The following is a 26,901-nucleotide window of genomic DNA, read 5'->3' as shown; positions in this document are numbered from 1 at the left end:
TGTTTTTAACGTTGCTATGTTCTACCACACCTTTTAGAGTTTGCAAAGGCTTCTAGTGTAATCAAAACTGTATCTTCATAAAAATGCTTCAATAAATAAATGGGTAGGTATGAAAAAAATAACCTATGTAAAGTTGGTGCAATGTCTAAAGCGTTGCTTTAATGAAGTACGACTATAAGACTCCTAGTTGACAACTTTATTCTTTCTTTCCTGTTCCCTCTCTCTACGAGTGATTCAGGAGTCAAATCGGATTCTTATATGTAGGATTACTATTTGATTTTTGAACGAAATTAGGTATTGTAGAGTGTGTTAGAACGGAGTTCGTAACGCACTATTATCACGGGTTTGATGCCGTACTCTCCGCGCTCACATCCTACGTATATTTTCATAAATCAAATCGGATTCTTATATATAAGTAAGTGTGTCTCAAGTATTAATGTAGATATAGGCACAACATAATAACTTGCATCACAGGAAATATTGATGGAACGCTCAAAACTAATTGCTATTCTTACAGGTGCGATTTCGGTGATTTTAGCGATCGCTTACCTGATCTTAGTCCAACTACTGGACTACCGAGACATGAAACCCGCCCCCATCAGCCAATTTGACCAAAGTCCTGCGATTATTTCTAATTTTTTGCAGATTGACAAAATTACCAACACATGAATGACGTTTAGCTGATTTATTTAGAGACGCAATCAACTGCGTCTTTTGTTATTTAAGTCAATAAGTAAAAACTCATAACAACTATTGATTAAATCAACGATTGGTTCATAGATAAAAAGCAATAGCTATTATTCATGACTCAAATGGTCTATTATATAAGATTTATTTAGAGTATTTATCTCAGATTTGTTTAGATAAAGTAATTCCATTTGGACAGATATAAAGGTAAGCTATTTTAACAAGATTAAATAAAGATAAATTTCTCTTATCTGCAATCGCTGGGTAACAGGGATCAATGCAAATTGATTCAAAACCCCAAACCTTTCATGAAAATATAGAGGTAAGTTGATGGCTCAGTTTCTACTTGAGACTGTTTGGCTAGTTCCTTGCTATGCCTTAATAGGTGGCTTGTTAGCAGTGCCTTGGTCGCCGGGGATCATTCGGAAAACCGGGCCAAGGCCGGCGGGTTATATAAACTTGGTGATGACATTTTTGGCGTTTGTACATAGTGCGATCGCCTTACAAGCAACTTGGAATCATCTACCCCAAGAAGTATTTATCCCTTGGTTATCTACAGCTGGTTTAGACCTCACCATTGCTTTAGAAATATCTTCGGTCAGCGTCGGCGCTTTAGTTGTAATTACTGGTTTGAATTTGTTAGCGCAAATTTATGCCATCGGTTACATGGAGATGGATTGGGGTTGGGGACGCTTCTATTCCTTATTAGGATTATTTGAAGCCGGACTATGCGCCCTCGTTCTTTGTAATAACTTGTTCTTCAGCTATGTAATTTTGGAAGTCCTCACACTGGGAACCTATCTATTAGTTGGCTTATGGTTTAGCCAGCCGTTGGTAGTCTCAGGTGCAAGAGACGCTTTCTTAACCAAGCGGGTAGGAGACTTATTCTTACTTATGGGCGTGTTGGCATTATGGCCCCTCGCCGGCACTTGGAGTTATCCAGAACTAGCTGAGTGGGCGGCGACTGCTAACGTCAATCCAACAACAATGGCACTGGTAGGTTTAGCCTTGATTGCCGGGCCAATGGGTAAATGTGCCCAGTTTCCACTGCATCTGTGGTTGGATGAAGCAATGGAAGGCCCAGTTCCCAGTACGATTTTGCGGAATTCGGTAGTAGTTGCTAGTGGTGCATGGGTGCTGATTAAACTGCAACCTGTGTTAAGCCTGTCGCCCATAATTTCCTCTGCAATGGTAGCCATCGGGGTAGTGACAGCGATTGGTGCTTCTTTAATTGCGATCGCTCAAATCGATCTCAAACGCTGCCAATCCTATTCTGTCAGTGCATACATGGGTTTAGTGTTCATCGCCGTGGGAACACAACAAGACGAAGCGGCGCTGTTGTTAGTACTCACCCATGCTATATCCGCAGCCCTATTGGTGATGAGTACCGGGGGAATTATTTGGAATAGCATCACTCAAGATGTTACCCAATTAGGCGGATTGTGGACACGTCGCCCGATTTCAGCAATAGCTTTTATCGTCGGCACTTTAGGGTTAATTGGTTTTCCACCACTAGGTGGCTTTTGGGCGTTAGTAAAACTAGCAGATGGGTTGTGGGAAACCCAACCTTGGTTAGTGGGAGTAGTGATAGCTGTAAACGCTTTGACAGCCGTGAGTTTAACCAGAGAATTTGGTTTAATTTTTGGTGGTAAAGCTACACAAATGAGTCAGCGATCGCCTGAAGCACACTGGCCAATGGTTTTACCGATGGTTATTTTACTTGCATTTAGCCTCCATCTTCCTTTATTGTTGCAAAGCTTATCACTTTTACCAGATTGGGCAGCTTTAAATAAAGATGTCGCGCTACTTTTAATTTGGTCGAGTATTTTCGGTTGCAGCATCACTGGTGTGGTTTATTTAGGCAATATTCCTAAACCGATTCGCCTCCCTTGGAAAGGTTTACAAGATTTGTTTGCATACGACTTTTACACCCCAAAACTCTATCGCATGACTATCATTTTTGGCGTTGCCAAAGTTTCCCAACTTGCCGATATGATTGACCGCTTTGTTGTCGATGGCATCGTTAATTTCGTTGGTTTATTTTCGCTATTAGGTGGTGAAGGTCTTAAATACAGCACCTCTGGACAAACCCAATTTTACGCCTTAACCGTCTTACTAGGAGTCAGCCTTTTAGGAATGTGGGTAGCTTGGCCATTTTGGGGAGTGCAGCTTTTAAATTTGATTTCTCAAATTTCGACAGTTGGGTAGTTAAATACCGTTTATTACAAGCAGACATTAATATTGTGAGCATAATTCTATGAGCAGACAACATCCACAAATCAATCTTTCTAGAAGAAGTCTATTCAAATTTGGTGCAGGTGCCATCGGTACAGGTGTATTGACAGCTGGACTCGGCTCAAATTTACTTGCAGCCGAAAAAACCCCACCAGCGCCAGCAGAAAATGATATTACCCCCGATAAGGCATTGCAAGAGTTATTAGAGGGGAATGAAAGATTTGTCAAAGCAAAACGTCGCAATCCTAACCAAAACCATTCACGTTTAGTCGAAGTTGCTAAAGGTCAAAAGCCTTTTGCTTCTATTTTAGGTTGTGCAGATTCCCGCGTACCATCAGAGATTATTTTTGACCAAGGACTTGGAGATTTATTTGTCTGTCGCATAGCTGGAAATATTGCCACAACACAGCAAATTGGTAGCTTAGAATTTGGCAGCTTAGTGTTAGGTACTAAAGTCATCATGGTAATAGGACATGAAAGATGTGGTGCGGTAGATGCTGCTATTAAAGGCGCTTCAGTGCCAGGACAAATTGGAAGTTTGCTTGAAGCAATTAAACCAAGTGTAGAAAGTACCAAAGATAAATCGGGAGATAAGTTAGAAAATGCTTGTAAAGCAAATATTTTGGCACAAGTTGAAAAATTGAAGTCATCGTCAGTTTTATCTGAATTAATCAAGGCAGAAAAGCTGAAAATAGTCGGTGGTTATTACGATTTAGATACTGGCAAAATCAGTTTAGTAAGTTAATTTTTTTGTCCTTTGTCATTAGTCATTGGTCATTACTAAGGTACAAAGGACGAATAACAAAGGAGAAATAACAAAGGACAAATATAATGTTAAGTGTTTTGATTTGGCTCCCTATTTTAGCCGCCGCTATTATAGCAATATTACCTGTAAGTTTTCCTAATCATCGCATTCGTTTAACAGCATTAATTTTTTCTGGAACAGTTCTTGCCTGGAACCTTTTTATCCTGCTAAAATTTGATATCAGCAATCCAGGAATGCAATTTAAAGAGTATTTGCCCTGGAATGAAACCCTTGGATTGAGCTATCAAATAGGTGTTGATGGTCTTTCTATATTAATGTTGGTGCTAAATAGCCTGCTCACCTGGATTTCGATTTATAGCAGCAATAAAGAAACTGAACGCCCTCGGCTATTTTACTCCTTGATTTTATTAGTGAGTGGAGGGGTTGCAGGTGCTTTCCTCGCTGAAAATTTACTGCTATTCTTCCTGTTCTACGAACTAGAATTAATCCCCTTCTACTTGCTAATTTCCATTTGGGGAGGGGCAAAACGGGGTTATGCTGGGATTAAATTCCTGATTTATACTGCGGTTTCGGGAGCATTAATCCTGGCGACATTCTTGGGTATGGTGTGGCTGAGTGGTTCTACCAACTTTGCTTTTGATGCAGTCTCTACAGAAAATCTGTCAACAGCCAAACAAATCCTTTTACTAGCAGGAATAGTCTTAGGTTTTGGCATTAAAATTCCCTTGGTTCCCTTCCATACTTGGCTACCCGATGCTTATGTTGAAGCTTCAGCACCAATTGCCATTCTTCTCGGTGGTGTTTTGGCAAAGCTGGGAACTTATGGATTGCTACGATTTGGGTTAGGTATGTTTCCCCATGCTTGGAGTATTATTGCACCGACTTTGGCGATTTGGGGAGCAATCAGCGCTATCTATGGGGCAGTAATTGCGATCGCTCAAACAGATATCAAGCGCATGGTAGCATACAGTTCCGTCGGTCACATGGGCTATATTTTGTTAGCTGGTGCTGCTAGTACTCCCTTAGCACTCGTTGGTGCAGTCGCCCAAATGTTTAGTCACGGTATCATCTTGGCGATTCTCTTCCACTTGGTGGGAGTTGTAGAAGCCAAAGTTGGTACGCGCGAGTTAGATAAACTCAATGGCTTAATGAGTCCCATACGCGGTTTACCCTTAATTAGCGCCTTACTAGTTTTAAGTGGGATGGCTAGCGCAGGTATTCCCGGTTTAACAGGATTTATCGCCGAATTTATTGTCTTTCAAGGTAGTTTCTCTGCCTTCCCCATCCCGACTATTTTGTGTATAGTGGCTAGTGGATTAACCGCAGTTTATTTTCTCATCCTCCTCAACCGTACTTGTTTTGGCAGACTGGATAACTTCGCTTACTATCCTAAAGTTCTTTGGTCTGAAAAAATCCCAGCTTTAATTTTGGCAGCCTTCATCATCTTTTTGGGAGTACAACCCACTTGGTTAGTACGTTGGAGTGAATCTACAACTACAACAATGGTGGCTGCAATTTCCCCGTTAGAAAAAACTGTAATCTCTGAAGTAGCGCTGAAGTAATAAATTAGAGAGTTACGCATCTAATAGGAGGAAGGATGAATCTGACATTAATTCCCAGTGGTCTTGTTCTATTTCGCTTTTTAATATCTCCATTCCTTTTATTAGATGCCTGGGATGGCAAAACCAGTATTTGGTTCATCATTGGTTTTGTCACAGCCTTCCTCTCAGATATTTTTGATGGCATTATTGCGCGGCGATTAGGTGTCAGTACTGCCCAATTACGCCAAGCCGATAGTTGGGCTGATGTCTGTCTTTTTAGTTGTATCTTCCTGAGTGCGTGGATAGTTCATCAAGATATTCTTGTTACTCATAGCTTCCCTTTGCTAGTGATTGTTTTTGCTCAATTGCTGTGGTGGGTGGTGAATTTAGCGAAATATGGTAAACCCGCTAGCTATCACACTTACTCAGCAAAATTTTGGGGAATCACTCTTTTTATTGCCATAGTTGCCCTGTTTGGCTTTGATTATGCCGGAGTTACCCTATGGCTTACTTGTATTGCTGGCACAATTCACAGCCTTGAAGAAATTGCCATGACGCTAATATTGCCAGTTTGGACACATGATGTTTTAAGCATTTTTCATGCTTTGAATATTCGTCAGGAATCACTAAAACCAACTACTAAATAACATGACAGCAATTAAAACAGCAATTAAATTACCACCTTCCAAACATGAATTTGCTGAAGTAATTCATCGCTTAGAAGCAGGCGGTGCAATGTTACCCGATACTCCAGAAAATTTGATGCAAATCATCGGTTTATACAAAGCTTATGCTGTGCCGATGGATTTTTACTGGCGCGACCTGCTTTATATTGCCGAAAATGAATTTTTAAACCCGGTTCCTTTCTTTAAATACTTCTTACCCAAAGAGTATTTAGAACTGCATAATCATTATGCTGGCGATGATGCCGATTTACGAATTTGGCGCGGCGAAGCGACTGCACATCCAGAACTTTTGGCATTTATGGAGAAAGGTGAAACTTTTAAAATGCCGAAGTTGTTGCATCACTTATTCCACGATCGCATTAACATGGAATTTGCGGAAGCTTGTATGCGGGCGATGTTGTGGCACAGAGGCATGGGTGGGCAATTTGACCCTTACCTAGATTCTGAAGAATACAAAGCCAACGCTGACCGAGCAATTAAAGCTTACTTTCAAGGAAACCCAGTCATGCTGGGACTTTACAAGCTGTTCCCAGATATGTTTTTAGAACAGTGCCGCCAGATGTCATACTACTCTAATTTGGGCTTATTCTGGGAAATCATGGCCCCAGTATTCTTTGAAATGTCCGATCGCTACGACGAAGGTACCATTAGCACTGTCCCAGAGGCGATGAACTTCATAGTTAATGGTATATTTGCGATCGCAGGTCGTCCCATTTACCATCACGTTTATATTCGTGGCGAATGCTACGAAATTATCCCCAAATCAAAGGGTTTCATGTGGCTATATGAAGCTGCGTTACCTTATGTAGAAGCAGTTTTCTACCGCACCGCACCCTTCCGAGGGACAAAATCTTATAATGCTCAAGCGCGTCAAGTGCCAGCAGACCAGAAAGACTTTCACTTTGGTATTCTTTACGCTGATGTATTTCCAGTAGGTACTGCTGGCATTCCCCCCACACTATTAATGCAAGATATGCTGCATTTTTTGCCCCCATATCTTGTTGATTACTACAGCGAACATTGCCGGGGTGAAGAAGATATGTTGATTCAGTTAGGCGTTAGCTTTCAACGGTCAATGTACTGTGTTACTTCTGCGGTAATTCAAGCTTTGCGAACTGCACTTTTATATCCTTTAGATGACCAAAATCCCAAGCATTTACAAGCTAATCGAGATTTCTTTGAAATGCAGCTAAATCGCTTTACTCGACCCGATTATAATATTCGTGATGCTGCTCGTTTAGGGAGTATTCAAAGGCAAGATTATCGATAAGCCCCTTAACTCTTAATACGGTTCGGATAAGCATTTTTCATTTTCCTTGTGGTCTGGGGAAAGGGTAAGGGGTAAAGGGTAAAGGGTAAGGGGGAAAGGGTAAAGGATGTATTCAAAACCTTTCCCCTTTAACCAAACCGTATTGCCTTAACACTCATTAAAAAGCACCACAAGATAAAGATTTTGTCAAGAGTATAGGCGAATAACTTTAGGAATCTGGCGATCGAAAAATTTCAGCGCGTTGGCGAAGCCTTGCCGAAGGCATCGCCATTTTTTTGTCCAATCAGATGGGCAATTCATGACTTTCCCCTAAATAAAGCGCAGCCTTAGCTAAAATTGGGATGAAAGGCTTCCCTCTAGTGATACATTGAGACTCTGGCTCAACGTGTACATTCCTATACGGGTATGGAAACGAGAGAGAACAACAAGAAAATATCTAACATTAAATCTTGATACTTCTGATATTAATAACAAGCTACTCTGTCCGTAACCAGAATTAAACTGTTCCTGGATTTATGTTTGTCAATACCTTCATCAAACGTCCAGTCTTAACTACAGTCTGTACGTTCATCATCCTATTGCTGGGAAGCATCTGTATTCCCATCCTGCCGATTTCTCAGCTACCCGATCTTGCCCCGGTGCAAATCACCGTTAGCTCTAACAATACTGGTGCGGATGCTCAAACAACAGAAAATACTGTCACCAACATTATTGAGCGACAAATTAATGGTGTTAAAGATGTATCTTATATCTCTTCTAATACGGGTAATGATGGTTCCAGCAATATAACCGTCTCGTTTCCGACTAATGTTAATAGCGATATTGCTCAAGTAAACGTTCAAAATAAACAAGCACTTGCTGAACCTCAACTGCCAGATACTATTCAACGAACAGGTGTCACCGTTGAAACGGCATCGAGCAGTCTGCTTCTGGTTTATGGGTTTTACTCAAATAATAATGAGTATGACAACATTTTTATCAGTAACTATGTCGATCTGTATATTCTCGATCAAATCAAACGGCTTCCTGGTGTAGGAAGTGCCAGAGTTTTTGGGGAGCGCAAATATGCCATGCGTCTTTGGCTCGATCCCAATAAGCTTGCCCAACATCAACTAACTCCTCAAGATGTGACAACTGCCCTGCAAGAACAAAATATTCAGGTGGGTGCAGGGTCAATTGGTAAGGAACCAGCACCAGATAATCAAAGCTTTGAATTTGCTTTACGAGCCAGCAGTCGATTTAAAAATGCGGCTGAATTTGAGGATATGGTGCTAAAAGTAGGTCAAGGTGGCACTAGTAGCACCCTAGTTAAGGTTAGAGATGTCGGTCGAGTTGAACTGGGAGCAGAAAGCTATCTCGCTGATGCCAAATTCACCATCCCAGGTAATGCGCCCAAACCAGCCGTAGGTTTGGGGATATATCAACTTCCGGGTAGTAATGCCTTGGACGTTGCTCATGCTGTTGAAGAGAAGATCGTAGCGCTGGAGAAGAGTTTTCCACCTGGACTAAAAGCACAGTTGGCATTTGATACCACTCCATTTGTAGAAATTTCTTTAGAAGAAGTTCTGCACACTCTGGTTGAAGCAATTATCCTGGTGGTCTTGGTAATTTTCGTATTTTTGCAAGACTGGCGTACCACGATTATTCCTACTATTGCGATCCCCGTTTCCCTAATTGGGACATGTGCGGCTCTGTTGGTTTTAGGATTTCAAATTAATACACTGACATTATTTGGTTTCGTTCTTGCGATCGGCATCGTCGTTGATGATGCGATTATTGTAGTGGAGGCTGTTGCAGTCAAACTAGAGCAGGGTATGAGGCCCTTTGAAGCGGCTGTAGAAGCCATGAAGGAATTAACTGGGGCAATCATTGCCACTTCACTTGTCCTGATGGCGGTATTCATTCCTGTTGCATTCATTCCGGGCACTACAGGCATTGTCTACAAACAATTTGCGTTAACTGTTGCTTGCTCCATTGCCATTTCGACCTTCAACGCTTTAACATTCTCCCCAAGTATGGCAGCCATTCTTATGCGTCCTGCTCAGACTCCACGGGGCCCTTTGGGATGGTTCTTTACACAGTTCAATCGAGGATTTAGCTGGTTCACACGCCGATATGTCGGGTTTGTTAGCTACCTTACCCATGTCAAGCCGATTGTAATTGGGGTTTTTATTACTGGTTTATTAGCAACGGTTTTGATGTACAGAGCAGTACCTACCGGATTTATTCCAGAGGAAGATCAAGGTTACTTCTTTGTAATTGTCCAGGGCCCTGACGGGGTTTCTTTGAAATATACCGAATCTGTTATGGATCGGGTTGTCAAAGAAGTAACATCGGTTCCCGAAGTGAGAGCTAGTTTTATGATCAGTGGTTTTGGTTTTGATGGCAATGCTTCTAATTTAGGCATTGCCTTTGCTAACCTGAAACCGTGGAAAGAGAGAGCTAAAGAATCTGAATCTGTATATGGAATACTTCAGAGGGTGAACCAAAAGCTCTCTGCAATTACAGATGCCAGAGCGATCGCTGTGAATGCTCCTCCAGTTAGAGGGTTAAGTAGTACAGGCGGTTTTGAGTTTATCATTCAAGACAGAACCGGAAGTGCGCCGATTGAAACCCTGGTTGAGACTACTCAAAAATTCATTGCAGCCGCAAATAAAAAACCTGTTTTACAACGAGTTTTCACTCAGTTCACCGCAGACACACCCCAGTTTGACATTCAGGTAAACCGCAACCAAGCTAAAGCTCTCAACGTCGAACTCAACGACATCTTTGGGACATTGCAAAGTTACTTGGGGTCGCAATATGTGAATGACTTTGTGCAGGGACAGCGACAGTATCGAGTATATGTCCAAGCAGATGGGGTTTTCCGCTCTAATCCAGATGATATTGGTAAGCTGTATGTTCGCTCTGCAAGTGGAGCGATGATTCCGTTGAGCAATTTGGTGACAATTACTCCCTTTGTGGGGCCAAAAACCATTTCCCACTATAACTTGTATAGGTCAATCAAAGTACAGGGCGCTCCTGCTCCCGGTGCTAGTTCTGGACAGGCAATTAAAGCAATGGAGGAAGTTGCAGCAGAGGTTTTACCTCAAGGTTTTGGTTATGAATGGACAGGGACTTATCTCCAGGAAAAGACATCTGGGGGATCTACAGGCTTGATTTTTGCCTTAGCGATCGTTATTGTCTTTCTGGTGCTATCGGCTCAGTATGAAAGCTATGTCGATCCGATCATTATTTTGCTGACAGTTCCCCTGGCAGTTTTGGGAGCAATGACAGCAATTTGGCTACGTTCTAATATTTTCATGACCGGTAGCCTCTTTCCCAAAGTAGTGGATGATATCTATTGCCAGGTAGGTTTGGTGACTTTGATTGGTCTAGCCGCCAAGAACGCGATTTTGGTAGTGGAATTTGCCAATCAGCTGCACGAACAGGGCATGAGCTACACGCGAGCAGCGGTAAAAGCCGGGGAAGAACGTCTGCGACCGATCTTAATGACTTCCTTTGCAGCGTTGTTAGGATTTTTGCCCTTGGTAATCTCTCAAGGGGCTGGAGCCAGCAGCCGTTGGTCTTTAGGAACAGCGCTTTTTGGGGGGCTGCTGCTTGCAACATTCTTGAGTTTGTTCTTAGTGCCAATTCTGTATATTTTGGTTAAGACGCTAGCCCAGGCTATATTTTCTCGGAAGCGATCGGGTGGCTTAAAACCTCCAGATTATCCTAATCAAGCTTCGGGATCTGAACATGGGGCTTTACCTACTGGCTTAAGTCAGCCAGAGGCACAACTTAGGTCTCAGCAGGATGGGATAACCTGAATTTTATCGAAACAGAATTTAGGAGCGGAGCCGGAGACGCTCCGCCTCCGGTCAGAATGGGCTAAACCTTAGCTAATCGCTAACAGTTGGGTATTCTGTACGAGTGGTGGATAGCGACACGAGAAAGGCAGGAACGAGCGTCGCGTCTGAATAAGTAGGTTTAAGATCACCACCAAATTGAAAATTTGGTGGTGCAACAAATCAGTGGCGGGTCTAAATCCCCCACTGATAACGCAGTGTAAAGCCTTTATAAATTAGCCCGTACAGCATCTACTTTTGCGTAAGTCCTGCTTAAGTAGTAAGAGCGTGATGTTCATAACATCCTCCAACTCTGATACCATTTTCTGTAATTTCCTGCTTGCTAAAAAAGTTAGTCGAATAAAAATTAAGTACTTAGAGAAGGAAAAGTGAAATGGGACTTAGCGAAGGACTTTCGAACCCGACCAAAAAGGCTATGGTGATAGATGAATGTTGCAACATGATCGAAGAACAGCTGGCATCTAAGTCAGGTATGAGCGGCATTGCTCTGAAAACTGCTTTCGCTGCACTGAAGGGAGTCAAGCCAGGGTATATCCCCTACGTCGTTGAGCAGATTTTACCGCAGTGTTTCACGGCACTCGATCCTATCTGGAGTGAAGGCGTAGAGAAAGGCGATCCGATTGGACACCTAAATGCAAATCGCTCTCATACAGCAGATGCGCTACTGAGTGTCACTGATGCTAGAGTCAAGAGCGCCAAGCGCCAAATAGTGCGAGGAACTTATGAAAAACTTCGCGGTTCAGCCAAAAAGCACGTAGAAGAAGCAGTGCCAGATTTAGCTAAAGTAATAAATAATTACACTAAGGTTTAAGGTACGAAGCAGGAGCCGGGTACAATATCACTTATGAAATTCGATCGCTCCTGAATTGAAGCCACTGAACTTTTGCAAGAAAAAAGGAAGTTGAGGCAACAGTGGGGTCTTAAACCCTTGCTCTCTAGCAATTCATAAACGTATGCCGCCCTTCGATACATCGATGGCTGGCATACGAGGCAGACATTACACTTGTATTACAAAAGTGTTTGGCGAGAATCTTAAAGATGCTATATATTCTAAACTTCCTGATATTTACCGAGTCAGCTTGAAACAGCAAATAATCAGAAACTATCTGAATTATTGTTTTAATAGGCTTGCAATTTATGAAAAAAGTTACTTATCGATACCGCACTTATGGACTAATTGGGTTAATCTCCTTAACTACCATATTAAGTACAACTACATCTGCCCTAACACAGTTAGCAACTGATTCTCCAATTGGGCAAACTCCTATCCCTGCTTCTAACTTAATCTGGCCGACTCAAGGGTTTATTTCTCAAGGCTTTCGCAAATATCAACACGAAGGAATTGATATTGCAGGGGCATCTGGAACTCCGATTGTTGCTGCTGCATCGGGTAGAGTTGTAAAAGCAGGTTGGGATAATTGGGGATTAGGCAATGCCATAACGATTAAACATCTTGATGGCAGCATTACTGTTTATGGTCACAATCGCCGTTTGTTGGTGAGCAAGGATCAACAGGTTATTCAAGGTCAAATTATTGCGGAGATGGGATCTACGGGCAATAGTACAGCACCTCATCTCCATTTTGAAGTTCATCCAAATGGTCGAATAGCAGTTGATCCCCTTCGTCTATTAACATCTTTAACTGCAAGTGTTACTCCTACTTCTAAGGTTCAGCAAGTTGATAACCTAAACCGCCCAGTCTCCGCACCCCAATTAGGGAAACAAGTTTCACTTTCACAACCAAGTCCAATAGGTTTTGTACCTCATAATAATGAAACTAAGTGTAATGGAGCTATTCTCATTGAGGGTGAGAATGCAAATATTCGTGTACAAGTCTGTGAAGAAAATGGTCAATTATTTTATATTGGTCAGTTAAAGAAAGACTTAAGTAAGCCTATAAAAATTGCAGCTTTAAATATTGGCAAAGGCAAATATCGAGCAGATAATGGTAGTTTTTATTATTTAGTTAGCCCTGAAAGAGTGGAAGTTTGGCGAAATGGCACTCAGATGCGTTCTGACAGATTTTATACTTTAACAAAATCGCCATAAAGTTAGTATCTAATATTTGATTGGGTTGCGATCGCAAAGCAGATCACAGGTTTCAATCTCTAATAGAGATTTTAGTTGATTGCGATAAAAAAATGGTGCAAGCAGTATCTACAGAATTGTTTCAATCCCTATAGGGATTTTAGTTGATTGCGATTAACTTTTGAGCTTACACCTGAACTTGCAATCGAAAAGTTTCAATCCCTAATAGGGATTTTAGTTGATTGCGATCTAGCGGTACGTCGCTCAAACTACACGCTAATATAGGTTTCAATCCCTAATAGGGATTTTAGTTGATTGCGATGAAATGGTAGAGATGGTAGGAATGGATTTCCTGGGTTTCAATCCCTAATAGGGATTTTAGTTGATTGCGATTTCTCAATTCCCTTGTCAGGATGTAAGGACAACAATTCAGTTTCAATCCCTAATAGGGATTTTAGTTGATTGCGATAATCTTGAAATAAATCAGGAGCAAAACAAATGACGTTTCAATCCCTAATAGGGATTTTAGTTGATTGCGATGCTTGGTTCTTCAGTATATGAATAGGGGACTAAGTTTCAATCCCTAATAGGGATTTTAGTTGATTGCGATTCATCATTATCATTGCGTCTTCTTCCAAGATTCCTGTTTCAATCCCTAATAGGGATTTTAGTTGATTGCGATTCTCCAGGTACAGGTAAATGGGTAGGTAAAGAAAGGTTTCAATCCCTAATAGGGATTTTAGTTGATTGCGATGTTTTTGGTGAGCAGCCTAGTGATTATGTAAGAAGTTTCAATCCCTAATAGGGATTTTAGTTGATTGCGATTAAATCTTTGTTAAGGGGGATAGTGCGAGTTTTCGTTTCAATCCCTAATAGGGATTTTAGTTGATTGCGAGCTTATTTGGCTGGCCCAGCCGCTAAAAATGTCGGAGTTTCAATCCCTAATAGGGATTTTAGTTGATTGCGATTGCTCATGATGCTAATGCAAGTCATATTCATGATGTTTCAATCCCTAATAGGGATTTTAGTTGATTGCGAAATTGTATCGCATTTAGAAGGCTAGGGTAGATTTTGTTTCAATCCCTAATAGGGATTTTAGTTGATTGCGATGTATTTCTGCTCTTGCTAGCGTGGCGATTAATATGTTTCAATCCCTAATAGGGATTTTAGTTGATTGCGATGATAATAATAAATGTGTACCCTACTTGCTGAATCGTTTCAATCCCTAATAGGGATTTTAGTTGATTGCGATACTAATTATTATGGTAAAAAAGCAATTGCATTTAGTTTCAATCCCTAATAGGGATTTTAGTTGATTGCGATCTTTATTATATGTTTTTGATATAGTTTCTAATAAGTTTCAATCCCTAATAGGGATTTTAGTTGATTGCGATGCTTGGCTGGCTTTCTGGTATTTGGAAATTGGTAGTTTCAATCCCTAATAGGGATTTTAGTTGATTGCGATTTTGATATCTGGCAGAAGTTTCAATTACCCAGTAGTTTCAATCCCTAATAGGGATTTTAGTTGATTGCGATCACATTAAATATGGCTGGATGCCTAAGAGGTTTGAGTTTCAATCCCTAATAGGGATTTTAGTTGATTGCGATTTGGTACACCCTTCATGCAACAGCCAATCAAGTTTCAATCCCTAATAGGGATTTTAGTTGATTGCGATTCTAGTTCGGCATGACTAGCGGTGAATAGCCGATAAGTTTCAATCCCTTTCAGTCGGTCGATGTGCCAGGGTAAGCTATTTAATGACTAGCGGTGAATAGCCGATAAGTTTCAATCCCTAATAGGGATTTTAGTTGATTGCGATTCAAAAACTTGTAAAGCTGCTAACGCTTTATTATGTTTCAATCCCTAATAGGGATTTTAGTTGATTGCGATTTACCAGAACCTTTGAGACAGAATCCTTTTTTAATGTTTCAATCCCTAATAGGGATTTTAGTTGATTGCGATCTACCTTTAGATCATCCCGACAGTTTGTTAATCATGTTTCAATCCCTAATAGGGATTTTAGTTGATTGCGATCTTGTATTCGTTCCCTAATTGGATTTCAAAAGAGTTTCAATCCCTAATAGGGATTTTAGTTGATTGCGATTACCATCAGCGTTAAAGCTGTGTATGATTTTTTTGTGTTTCAATCCCTAATAGGGATTTTAGTTGATTGCGATGCAGGCATCTGAAAGCTTCCTATTATTTGGTTTTCAAGGTTCAATAGCGCGAATAGAGAGATCATAACATGAGGAGTGGCAATTGTACCAAATGAAAATAGCTGAAAGCCAGTCCATACAAGGTGCGCGGATGGTTTTAAGATTCTACAGTCATTAAGTCTTTGCATACAGGGCAATTCAGCTATTTTTGTAGCTATCCCTTCATCAACACCTACCCATTCGCGCACTTGGTACAAAAAACTAGTCTGATTGCAAAGCGGTTTATGCTCTATAAGGTTATTACAGACTTTTTTTGATTTCTAGCGAAAACAATTGCCATCTATCAAAACTCTGTATTTCACTTTTAACCTTCAATTAGTTATAAAACTTAAAATTTTTCCTTAGTAGCTAACATGTGTAAAATCTTTTCTACATGATCCAACTCTCCAACAATTCGCCGAATTGGGTGAGGCCAAACTTTGACAAGGGTAGGAGTTGCAGAAACCTGGTTTAGTTCTGCTTGTTCTGGATGACTTAAAACATCAATAACTTTTAGAGTATAAGGATGTCCGAGCGATCGCTCCAACAATTCATGTAAATTTTGCAGAATGCGTTCGGTAGTACTGCTATGTCCTGCTACAAACAAGCGCAGAACATAGCCTTGTGTAATTACTTCCTTTTTTTGTACTATTACTGGCTGGTGGTATTTTGGTACAGGTTCAGAAAGGTCTAGGCGGACAATTAAATCGTGATCTTCCCAAAGCTGCGGGAATGATGAACGATAAGTTGTTAATACCATACGATCGCACAACCCATCTTGCCAAGGCGCTGCTTGCCATACTAACTCCCCTGTGCCAAAAATGGCATTAAGTAAAGCTTGATGTCTAATTACAGCCGGATAAGCTTCAGCGAAAGTTCGTACTTGTTGAGTGCGCGGATCTAACCAATGATCAATAGTCGCAGTATAACAAGGCACTAAAAAGTGCGGTGGCTCTGGTAAATCTAGAATTTCTTGCAAAGCCGAACACAAATGCAAATGCCATCGACCCTGCTTGCTAGGGTCGATGCAGTAAATTAAATCTCCTCCAGGTGTAAATAGGGCAATGCCTTTAAACAACTGGGGTGTAGATAGTTTGTTAGTCGTCAAGTTATTCACAAAGGCTAGCTAAAAGTAAAAAATTCTCTCTTTTACCTTTTACCTTAGCTATAACTGCAACCAGGATCGCAAAGATATTTGGGATTGGGGACTGGGGATTGGGGACTGGGGACTGGGGATTGGGGACTGGGTGGAAATGAGGGGGATGAGGGATAATAAAATAATTACTGATTACTAACATTGACCAATTCCCAATTCCCAAATCTTAAACTCGACCTCGGAGAAACTGTGCCATTTCGTTAGGAGTTGGTGACATTTCCAAAGCAGTTTCTTCAGTAATGCGACCGTCTTGATAGAGATTGAGCAACGACTGATTCATCGTAACCATGCCGTCAAAGCTAGCTTGTTTCATCAACTCGCCAATTTCATCATATTTACCATCTTTGATCCATTCTTTAATCGCCTCAGTATTGATCAGCACATCGTGGAAAGCTGCCCGCTTCCCGTCAGTTGTGCGGCACAAACCTTGAGCAATTACTGCTACCAAAGACTCAGAAATTGCTACCCGCATTGCATCTTGTTCGTCACCAGAGTAGAGGTTAAGAATCCGCTCAATGGTTTTAACTGCGCTATTGGTGTGTAGGGTTCCCATAACTAAGTGACCAGTCTGAGCGGCTTTTAGGGCGGTGTTGACTGTTTCCTTATCGCGCATTTCCCCAACTAGAATCAAATCTGGATCTTCCCGCAAAGCTGCTTTCAAAGCATTGTCAAATTTCCGGGTATGCATTCCCACTTCCCGTTGTTTGACTAAAGACTTGCGGCTTTGATGGATAAATTCTATCGGGTCTTCAATGGTGATGATATGCTTGGCCATCTCCTTATTGATGTAGTCAACCATCGCCGCCATTGTAGTGGACTTACCAGAACCAGTGGGCCCAGTTACTAAAATTAAACCTTTGTGGTGATGGCAAATATCCCGAAAAACTGGGGGTAATCTCAACTGTTCCATAGTTAAGATTTTCAACGGAATCAACCGTAAGACCATCGCAGGCCCTTTAAGAGTGCCGAAAACATTAATCCGCACGCGAGCAAAGTCATATTGAGTTGCTCCGTCAAATTCTAAGTGTTCTTCAAAGCGCTGAATTTCCGCCTCAGTCATCACCTCTCGCAACCAATTCATAAAAGCTTCTTTATCTGCTTCTGGATAATCCCATGATTGAATTTCTCCTCGGCTGCGGAAGCGGGGTACTTCACCTACACCCAAGTGCAAGTCAGAATATCCCTGATCGTAAGCTTCTCTGATTAACTTCTCTAAAGTGGGCCCCGCATTGGTGTTTTTAGGGGCAACTGAACTAGGTATTGGCGGTGGACTAACTGGACGATGACCTGCAACAGGAGCGTTAGTACTCCTCTCCATTGACATATCCAATGTTTGTGTCATCTGCCTCTGCGTGCTAAAGGTTGGCGGAGGTGGCGGCATTGGAGGCGCTGGGGGCAGGTTACGTTCGGTAACAGAGTTAGAATTTGATGGAGACTGTGATTCTGTCATATATCTTTACGTTTGGCAGTTAAAAAGTTGAATTAGCGAAAAGTTAAGTCACTTACTTCGATGACTTTTGGAGAATGCTTGCATTGCAAGCCTTGGTGATGATGGGAGACGATTGAAATAGAACCACGGTTAATCTATTTCATCCACCTCAACTGGTATCTTTTTTCCTCAGATTCCACTAATCAGAATATTTAGAAAAATTATTTAACTTATCTAAACTGGTTTAACACACTCAATGGCTCAAAACGCCTCAGCAAAAGCACAGGGATTAGTTGGTGCTTTACAATACTTTTGACAAAACATAAATATTCTCAGCCCTTACATGAGAAATTTATTTCAGGTGTAGGTATGAATTACCAGCAATTAACAGCACAAATACTGACTCTTCATTTATTCAGCCCATTTATAAATTATGAGAAATACTGTTCTTTTTTATAAGAAATGTTAAGTTGAATAGAAGCGATATCTGGGGATCAAGATTAAAAGCTGATAGCTTTTGGGTTATATACCTGAAGGTAGATGCAAAAAGGAAGTTATTTTAATAGATATAAACTTGACTTTTCATCCACAATTACAAAAAATTGACTGTAAACTTTAGTAAATAAATGCTCATTTTCCTCATTAGTTTTTATATACTGAATTTCACTGAGAAACGAAATCAGTTAACTCGCGAAAGGCGGGATCTAACTGAAAATTAAAATTTGTTGTGTATTTTTGGGAGGAAAAGTCATGGTTTCTGCTCAAAGCTCTAATCAAGGAAAGACCTACTCCTTGTTGATGATTAAAAGCTTTTTAATATGGACTTTTACATTAGCAGTGTGCTTGTTGGTTGTTGGTTTTCCATTAGTTGTCTTGATGGCTACGGTTGGATGTCTGTTGTCGATCGTTTTGCAATCTGTGATGCCTGTTAGTGCTGTTTTGCTTGTAGCAGGCGCTCTAATCATGTTTAATGTCATGGCAGTTTTATTGGCTGCGGGTGTGCTAACTATGAAAGGAATTCATCCCAATGAAGTCAAATGGTTAAGCTGGCTGCATGGAGAGGCAGACCAAATGCAGGCTACTGTTTATGCTGCTTGCCCTTTAACTTGTGAGATTAAAATTTAGTCATTACAGGTCAATACGACAAACAGTGCGTCTGCCCGGTTAAGCCGGGTTTTTTCATGCTTTTTTGTAATGTGATTACAGTTAATTTCGATAACCAGTACATCTACCCGATTCAGCCGGGTTTTTTTATGCTTTTTATATGATTTATGTGATAATTAACAGCCAACTATTGACTATTTGCCATAGACCATTGACTATTACCATTGGCAAATCACAGATGACTAATGACAAATGACTAATCAAAAACGGGTTTGCATTATCTTGGGTACTCGTCCCGAAGCGATTAAACTTGCTCCAGTGATTCAGGTTTTCCAGAAGTCTTCAAGTTTTGAGTCGCAAGTAATTCTAACGGGACAGCATCGAGAGATGGTTGAGCAAGTTATGCAGCTGTTCAACATCAAGGCAGGTTATAACTTGGAAATTATGCAGATTCAGCAGTCTCTAAATGATATTACCTGCCGCAGTTTACAAGGGCTAGAAGCGTTATTTAAAGAGAAAAAGCCAGATTTAGTGGTGGTGCAGGGAGATACTACAACGGCTTTTGCCGCAGCTTTGGCAGCTTTTTATCAAAAAATTCCTATTGGTCACGTAGAAGCAGGTTTAAGAACTGATGATATTTTCAATCCTTACCCAGAAGAAGCTAATCGGCGCTTGATTTCTCAAATTACTCAGTTGCACTTTGCGCCGACTCCTTGGGCTGTGGAAAATTTGCACCGTTCTGGTGTTTTGGGTGAAATTCACATGACGGGTAACACGGTTATTGATGCGCTGTTGAATGTAGCTGCAACCCAAGCTGTTTGTAATATACCAGGCTTAGACTGGGATTCGTATCGCGTTTTGTTAGCAACGGTTCATCGGCGGGAGAATTGGGGAGAACCTCTCGAAGCGATCGCTCAAGGCTTTTTACAAATATTAGACAAGTTCCCTGATACAGCTTTACTGCTACCCTTACACCGTAATCCGACAGTGCGAGTTCCGTTACAAGAACTTTTAGGCAATCATCCCCGAATTTTCTTGACAGAACCTCTAGATTATGGCGAATTGGTGGGAGCAATTGGGCGATCGCATCTTTTGCTTACTGATTCTGGTGGATTGCAAGAAGAAGCCCCCAGTTTGGGTAAACCAGTACTGGTTTTGAGAGACACCACCGAAAGGCCAGAGGCTGTTACAGCCGGTACAGCCAAACTTGTAGGAACTATGAGTGAGAACATTTTTGCTGCTGCTGCTGAGTTACTGAGCGATCGAGATGCTTATGAGGCAATGGCAAATGCAATTAATCCCTTTGGAGATGGTCATGCAGCAGAACGCATTTTGCAGATTGTGCAAAATTACTTGGGTCTTTCATCAGAAACATTAACTTAGGAACTTAGATTAACCCTCTTGCAAAATTTTTGTTTTTTAGGGTACTTGAAGAAGAATTCAGTAGTCAGAATACAATCAGTCGGGGATTCAGATCCCCACTGGTTACATAAAGCCTTTGGCATGGCAACTCTTAGAGACGCTATAGCAAGGGATTGGGGACTGGGGACTGGGTGAAAAGTCTTTTTGTGTCTAAGTTTCATCATCTGTTGATGTCCTAACCACCTTGACTGTTGCTATAGGAAATAAATTTACTTGCTCTAAACCCTTTTGAGACAGGGAATAATTCCCAATACTGCTAGGGTAAAGCATTTTTAACTCGGAATTGGATTTGGGGAAAAGGTTAAAGGTTTTTTCTTTCCCTTTTCCCCCGCCCCTACTCCCCTGCCCCCTGCCCCCTGCCTTCTTTGGGTAATTAACTACAAAGCCATAAACAAGGCGTATTTTTGTGTATGCTTTGTGGCCAAGTGCCTTAGTGATACCTTTTTGGGAGTAAATATGGAACGCGCCATCTCTGCGTTAGGAATTTTAGTTTTTATCGGTATATCCTACGCCTTCTCGGTTAATCGTCAAGCGGTACGTTGGCGCATAGTAGCGTGGGGTTTAGGATTAGAATTTGCATTGGCGCTGGTGATTCTTAGAACTCCTTGGGGTTTGAATGTGTTTAAATTTTTGGGAGATTTTGTCAGCAACTTTTTAGCATTTTCTGATGTTGGTGCCAAATTTGTCTTTGGAGAAAACTTTAAGGATCATTTCTTTGCCTTCCAAGTGCTACCGACAATTATCTTTTTCTCTGCTTTCATCAGCGTCTTATACTACTACGGCATTTTGCAGCGAGTAGTAAATGTGATGGCGTGGGTAATGATAAAAACGCTGAAAACATCTGGTTCTGAATCTTTATCTTGTGCAGGTAACATTTTTTTAGGGCCAACAGAGTCGGCGCTGATGGTTAAACCATACATAGCGAAGATGACGCAATCAGAACTTCATGCTGTGATGACGGGTGGTTTTGCCACAATTGCGGGTGGAGTACTAGGAGCATATCTTTCCTTTGGGATACCAGCAGAACACTTAATTGCTGCTTTTTTTATGACTGCCCCGACAGCGTTGGTAGTATCAAAATTACTCTATCCAGAAACAGAAGTATCAGAGACGGTTGGAAAGGTAAAGGCAAATGTAGAAACTAATTATGTAAATGTAATTGATGCTGCTACTACTGGAGCCATTGACGGTGTGAAGTTAGCAGTTAATGTTGGAGTGATGATTATCGCTTTTTTGGGATTATTGGCTGCTTTAAATGCACTGCTGGGATGGTTGGGAGCATTTGTAGGTTTACAACAACTGTCATTACAGTGGATTTTGTCTTTTGTTATGGCTCCCGTAGCATGGCTGATGGGTGTACCTTGGGCTGATTGTCGGCAAGTTGGGGCTTTATTGGGTACAAAGACAATTCTCAATGAGTTTATTGCTTTTTTAGATTTGAAGGCACTAATTGAAAGTGGTAAAATTTCACAACGGGCAGTAATTATTGCAACTTACGCCTTATGTAATTTTGCAAATATAGGTTCAATTGGCATTACTATTGGCGGCATTACTGGGATAGCACCTAATCGTCAGCATGATTTAGCTCGTATGGGTGTAAGGTCAATGATTGGCGGTTTATTAGCAGGTTTTATTACCGCTTGTATTGCTGGGATGGTGATTTGAAAAGAATTCAGGAGTCAGAATGGACGAAATGCCCTGCTACAGCTAACAGAAGTCATACCATTTCACAAAATGGTATTGGCTTTTGCCATAGCTTTAATATTGATATAGCGTTTCCCGGTCTGGTGAGATACAAGAACCCCACCCCCAACCCCCTCCCCGCAAGCGAGGAGCTTGCTCTGATGTAGCTCATTTGATTAGGAAAAGCTATATCATTTATTACTGACGACCTCTAAACCTGTCCTAGCTATTGATTTAATATCAACACCCTGAGCGTTTAGCAGCACTACTATAGTGGTATTTTGATTGGGGAGATATGCCAGCAATGTTGTGAAGCCATAAGCTATACCACTATGTCCAATTGCTGTTTCCAAAGGAGATGAAAATCTTTCTACACCTAACCCATAACTATAGCTTTTGCCATTATCTTTAAATTTCAGCATTTCTTTCATCATCTTCGAGGAAAGTAAGCTTTTTTTGACAAATAATGCTTTGGCGAACTTAGCTAAATCCTCTGCTGTTGAAACTAATCCACCATCGCCTAAACCATTGCCATCATTGACTTCTGCATAGCTATCTAGCTTACCATCCTTATTGCGATCGCCATAACCTGTAGCTACTTCTTCAATTGTCGGTTCGCGCAATTCCGTGAAGGTATGTTTTAATCCTAATGGTTTTAAAATCTGAGTGCGGATTGCTTGTGCGAGAGTTTCCCTAGTTATATTTTCAACAATCAGTTCCAAAAGAATGTAGTTGCAATCAGTATAAATAAATTTTTCTCCAGGATCTGCCTGGGGTTGTTCTTGGTACATATACTGAATAGCTTCTCTGGCTGTCCAAGGCTGTGAACGGTTTCTTTTTGCAGTAGCTCGAATAAACTCTTTTGTATCTAGATATTCAGCAACACCACTAGTATGGTTGAGCAGTTGACGAACTGTAATTTTGTCGCTGTTGATAATATGAGGAGTGATGTCTCTTGGTAGGTAGGTTGCGATCGCCCGATCTAATTCTATCTTCCCTTGTTCCACTAGTTTCAGGACAACCACCGCCATAAAAGTTTTACTCATACTGGCAATGGAAAAGCCATCTGTGGGTTTCATCCGAGTTTTAGTTGACAAGTTATTGACACCAGATGCTCCTAGCCAAGAACCTTTAGGTGTAGAAATATACATTACTCCACCAGGTATTTTTTCTTCTGCAACTATCTCATTTAAAAGTGTCTGTAGTTGAGAATTTTTTCCGACGGTAGAGGTAGATGTGACTTGGCGAGCAAAAGATTTTTCAATTAGTCTCTGACTAATATTATTACCCACTAGATATCCTACGAAACTAAGGAAAATCACAAAGGGTATTGCAAATAAAATTTTCCTGAAAGCCAAAAATTTTAGGTTCATTTTACTTCCTAAATAGAAATATAGCAAGCTAGCTCAACTGAGAAAATTAGTTAGTGAGTATCAAAGAGACATGTGAATATAAAAATAGCATTCCTATATTTCCAGATTAGTATCAAAATTTCAATTTACCAAGTCTCAAAAACATGAAAATGCCAACTAAAAGCAAAACTAAAGCCACTGTTTGGGTAATGGAAAAAGGTCAAGTACGGCCTCGTTGAGATCATCTCACTACTGAGGAACCTTTGGAAATTCGTCTTGTTCCTTTTCAGAAGACTGTTGACTAAAAATATTAAGTCTCAAATTGGAAGAAATTGTCCTAAAATTTAGGTAAACACGAGCCGCGAATCCTACGTTATACATTAAATTTAAATTTATTTAACTTGATAAAATGCCAGACGCGGAAAAGTCCCAAAACCAGCTGCATCGGCAAGTTAGTAACAAAGCCAATTATGCGCTGCTAGCCAAAAAAGAAGAGGCAATGGTGCTTCTGTTGGCTGATGGCACAATTCAGGCTTGCAATGCAGATAGCGATCGCATTTTAGGACTAACCGCAGAACAGCTTGTAGGGCAAAATCTACTCGATCCCAAGTGGAAATTTATTCATGAAGATGGCTCTCCTTTGCTCGGTGAGACTCACCCTGCGATCGCTGCTCAGAAAACGGGTAAACCTTGTTTAAATGTTGTGTGTGGCTTTTATAAGCCAGATGGTAAGCTAGTCTGGCTATTGTTGTCTTCACAACCTCTGTTCCAAAATGCAGAAGGCATTCCCTACGCGATCGTTACAACTTTTTCGGATATTACAGAATCTAAGCACGCGCAACTTGAGGAAAACTCTAGCTACGAACAAATAAAAATTTCTTTGCAGCAAAGTAATGAAAGGTTTGAACTAGCGGCGGCGGCGGTTAATTGCCTAATCTATGACTGGGAAATTCAAAGAAGTACTGTAGAAAGAACTCAAGGTCTAACTGAGCTTTTTGGCTACACACAACAAGAAGCTGAACCTACCTTCGAGTGGTGGCAAGAACTTATTCACCCTGATGATCAACAAAGAGTTAATGACGAGTTCATGGCTAGTATGGCCGATGGGAACCGTTATAGTATCGAGTATCGAGTCCGTCACAAGGATGGCCGCTACTTGTGGGTGAAAGACCAAGGATTTGCTGTCCGAGATGCCAATGGTCGAGTAGTTAGAGTAGTTGGTGCTAGTACAGATATTACCGAACAGCAAGCTATACTGCGCGAACGCCAACAAATTGAAACAAACCTCCGCGAGAGTGAAGAACGGATTCGGTTAGCTACTACTGCCGCAGAACTGGGGATGTGGTTTTGGAATATCACCACTAACGAGTTAATTTGGACAGAGAAATGTAAGCAGCTGTTTGGATTCAAGCCAGAAGTTGAAATCGACTATGAGCTTTTCATCAACAGTGTACATCCAGAAGACCATCAACGCCTCAATGAAGCGATCGGCCGCTCTTTTAAAGAAAAGGTTGAGTATGACATTGAATACCGCAGTGTTTGGGCTGATGGCAGTATTCATTGGATTGCTGCTAAAGGTCGTGTCTTTTACGATGCCGAGGGTAAGCCAGTTCGGATGATGGGTACTGCTCAGGATATTACTGGGCGCAAACAAGCAGAAAATGATTTGCGCCAGCGTGAAACTCAATTAAGGCGCTTAGTTGATTCCAATATTATTGGCATTATGTTCGCCACTCCTGACTACATTACTGAGGCGAACGAGGCTTTTTTAGAAATGGTGGGTTATACGCGAGAGGAACTATTAGCAGGTAAGGTAAGCAGAAAACAGATAACTCCACCGGAATATTACGCTCTTGATGAGCAAGGACTTGAGCAACTTTTAACGGTTGGAGTATGTAATCCTTTTGAAAAAGAATATATCCGCAAAGATGGTTCGCGCATTCCTATACTAATTGGTGGTGCTTTGGTAGAGAAAGATCCGGTATCTTGGATCTGTTTTATTCTGGATTTAACCCCGAGGAAGCAATTAGAAAAGGCACTGAGACAACAAGCAGAGGAACTCAAACAAGCAAACCGGAATAAAGATGAATTTCTTGCTGTTCTCTCCCACGAATTGCGATCGCCCCTCAACCCCATTCTCGGCTGGTCATCTCTGCTCAAAAGCAGCAAATTTGATGACGTGACTACAAATCGCGCCTTGGAAACCATCGAAAGAAATGCCCAATTGCAGATTCAATTAATTGATGAGTTGCTGGATGTCTCCCGAATTATTCGTGGTAAGTTGAGCCTGACTTTTGCCACTGTTAACCTGGTATCTGTAATTAATGCTGCATTAGAAACAGTCCGGTTAATAGCAGAAACCAAATCTATTCAGATAAAAATACAGGTTGAACCCAATGTTGGTAAAGTGTCAGGCGATTATTATCGCTTGCAGCAAGTTGTAGGAAATTTACTCTCGAATGCTGTCAAGTTCACTCCGGCCAATGGTTCAGTGGAAGTCAGCCTCTCATTGAGTGGGGAAGTAAGTTCTGATTTCGCCCTAATTCAAGTTCAAGATACAGGTCTTGGTATTTCTCCCGAATTTTTACCCCACATCTTCGAATATTTTCGGCAAGCCGATAGCAGCACAACCAGAAAATTTGGTGGGCTGGGGCTGGGATTGGCAATAGTTCGTCATCTGGTAGAGTTGCATGGTGGGACTGTCACAGCGGCTAGTCCAGGAATAGGACAGGGAGCAATTTTTACTGTTAGGCTGCCCGTGATGCAGGAGAGTCGGGTAGTAGGGGAAGCAAAGGAAGTAGAGAAAGAATTTAACTCGTCACTCATCGCCGGAAGACGGATATTGATTGTCGATGATGATGCTGACACACGGGGGTTTTTGCACTTCTTGCTCCAACAAAATGGGGTGCTGACCACAGTTGTAGCATCGGGAACTGAAGCGCTGGCTCTCATAGTGAAAACCGTACCTGATTTATTAATCAGTGATTTAGGAATGCCAGAGATGGATGGCTATAACCTGATTAAGCTGCTGAGAGCGATGCCCAAGGAAGAAGGAGGGGAAATTCCGGCGATCGCTCTTACAGCTTACGCTGGAGAAAGCGATCGCGAGCGAGTCTTAGCAGCTGGTTTTCAGAAACATATTGCTAAACCAGTACAACCAACTGAATTACTAACCTCAATTGCAGATTTGCTACGGCGGAGATAGGCAACCCTTCTGACTAGCTCAAAATGTGCAAATATGTCACACTTCTATGAAATTCAAAAACCCTAGTTTATCCTTGGGTAGATTTTCATAAAATTGTTTTTTACAAAAGAATTTGGGGCATGACTGCACCAAAATATTAATTGCGATCGCTGATTTGCAGTCTATTATTTAAAATTATTCCATCAAGGACAACTATCTAAAGAGTGAAAGTTTTTCCTCAAACCCCAGCCATTAGTTAGTTGTATAATGTTACCAAAAGACTAATAATACACCATATCACTTAGAGAAATTTT

General features: G+C 41.2%; 16 protein-coding genes. 13 read left to right on the top strand and 3 right to left on the bottom strand.

What is annotated here, in order from left to right:
* Positions 1–483 precede the first annotated feature (483 nt).
* From RMZ41_RS19370 to RMZ41_RS19330, 9 genes are all read left to right on the top strand, one after another.
* On the top strand, positions 484–669 hold the full coding sequence (locus tag RMZ41_RS19370; protein WP_322645290.1) for a hypothetical protein: 186 nt from the start codon (positions 484–486) through the stop codon (positions 667–669).
* 348 nt (positions 670–1,017) lie between these two features.
* Positions 1,018–2,895, top strand: a complete 1,878-nt coding sequence (locus RMZ41_RS19365; RefSeq protein ID WP_322645289.1) for an NAD(P)H-quinone oxidoreductase subunit F — start codon at positions 1,018–1,020, stop codon at positions 2,893–2,895.
* A gap of 49 nt (positions 2,896–2,944) precedes the next feature.
* Positions 2,945–3,667 carry a carbonic anhydrase gene (locus tag RMZ41_RS19360; RefSeq protein WP_322645288.1) on the top strand — a complete coding sequence of 241 codons (723 nt, stop codon included), beginning with the start codon at positions 2,945–2,947 and terminating at the stop codon, positions 3,665–3,667.
* An 86-nt stretch (positions 3,668–3,753) separates the two neighbouring features.
* Positions 3,754–5,250, top strand: a complete 1,497-nt coding sequence (locus tag RMZ41_RS19355; RefSeq protein ID WP_322645287.1) for an NADH-quinone oxidoreductase subunit M — start codon at positions 3,754–3,756, stop codon at positions 5,248–5,250.
* A 35-nt stretch (positions 5,251–5,285) separates the two neighbouring features.
* The gene (locus RMZ41_RS19350) at positions 5,286–5,876 is read left to right on the top strand and encodes a CDP-alcohol phosphatidyltransferase family protein (RefSeq protein WP_322645286.1); all 591 of its coding nucleotides are present in this window, start codon (positions 5,286–5,288) and stop codon (positions 5,874–5,876) included.
* A 1-nt stretch (position 5,877) separates the two neighbouring features.
* Complete coding sequence (locus tag RMZ41_RS19345; protein WP_322645285.1) at positions 5,878–7,185, top strand: CO2 hydration protein; 1,308 nt, start codon at positions 5,878–5,880, stop codon at positions 7,183–7,185.
* A 515-nt stretch (positions 7,186–7,700) separates the two neighbouring features.
* A complete protein-coding gene (locus RMZ41_RS19340; RefSeq protein ID WP_322645284.1) occupies positions 7,701–10,994 on the top strand; it encodes a multidrug efflux RND transporter permease subunit in 3,294 nt (1,097 codons plus the stop codon).
* A 412-nt stretch (positions 10,995–11,406) separates the two neighbouring features.
* On the top strand, positions 11,407–11,844 hold the full coding sequence (locus tag RMZ41_RS19335) for a DUF6918 family protein (protein ID WP_322645283.1): 438 nt from the start codon (positions 11,407–11,409) through the stop codon (positions 11,842–11,844).
* A 326-nt stretch (positions 11,845–12,170) separates the two neighbouring features.
* A complete protein-coding gene (locus RMZ41_RS19330) occupies positions 12,171–13,082 on the top strand; it encodes a M23 family metallopeptidase (protein WP_322645282.1) in 912 nt (303 codons plus the stop codon).
* 2,524 nt (positions 13,083–15,606) lie between these two features.
* Here the strand turns inward: RMZ41_RS19330 and RMZ41_RS19325 are convergent.
* On the bottom strand, positions 15,607–16,374 hold the full coding sequence (locus tag RMZ41_RS19325; protein ID WP_322645281.1) for a circadian clock KaiB family protein: 768 nt from the start codon (positions 16,372–16,374) through the stop codon (positions 15,607–15,609).
* A 205-nt stretch (positions 16,375–16,579) separates the two neighbouring features.
* Positions 16,580–17,863, bottom strand: a complete 1,284-nt coding sequence (locus RMZ41_RS19320) for a type IV pilus twitching motility protein PilT (RefSeq protein ID WP_322645280.1) — start codon at positions 17,861–17,863, stop codon at positions 16,580–16,582.
* Between the two features lie 729 nt (positions 17,864–18,592).
* Between RMZ41_RS19320 and RMZ41_RS19315 the strand changes: the two genes are divergently transcribed.
* From RMZ41_RS19315 to RMZ41_RS19305, 3 genes are all read left to right on the top strand, one after another.
* Positions 18,593–18,967 (top strand): hypothetical protein, encoded by a 375-nt coding sequence (locus RMZ41_RS19315; protein ID WP_322645279.1) that lies wholly within the window; start codon positions 18,593–18,595, stop codon positions 18,965–18,967.
* Positions 18,968–19,198: 231 nt separating this feature from the next.
* Positions 19,199–20,329: a non-hydrolyzing UDP-N-acetylglucosamine 2-epimerase gene (gene wecB, locus RMZ41_RS19310; protein WP_322645278.1), complete on the top strand. Its 1,131-nt coding sequence runs from the start codon at positions 19,199–19,201 to the stop codon at positions 20,327–20,329.
* Between the two features lie 495 nt (positions 20,330–20,824).
* Positions 20,825–22,033, top strand: coding sequence for a NupC/NupG family nucleoside CNT transporter (locus RMZ41_RS19305; protein ID WP_322645277.1), 1,209 nt, complete (start codon positions 20,825–20,827; stop codon positions 22,031–22,033).
* A 209-nt stretch (positions 22,034–22,242) separates the two neighbouring features.
* On the opposite strand, the gene RMZ41_RS19300 is transcribed toward RMZ41_RS19305, so the two are convergent.
* A complete protein-coding gene (locus RMZ41_RS19300) occupies positions 22,243–23,424 on the bottom strand; it encodes a serine hydrolase domain-containing protein (RefSeq protein ID WP_322645276.1) in 1,182 nt (393 codons plus the stop codon).
* A 388-nt stretch (positions 23,425–23,812) separates the two neighbouring features.
* Between RMZ41_RS19300 and RMZ41_RS19295 the strand changes: the two genes are divergently transcribed.
* Entirely contained in the window at positions 23,813–26,608 is a 2,796-nt protein-coding gene (locus RMZ41_RS19295) for a PAS domain-containing protein (protein ID WP_322645275.1), read from the top strand.
* The last annotated feature ends 293 nt before the right edge of the window (positions 26,609–26,901 follow it).

This window comes from Nostoc sp. DedVER02 (assembly GCF_034530675.2).
Lineage (GTDB): Bacteria > Cyanobacteriota > Cyanobacteriia > Cyanobacteriales > Nostocaceae > Nostoc.
Note: the sequence above shows the minus strand (reverse complement) of the source record. Positions and strands in the feature narration are given on the sequence as shown.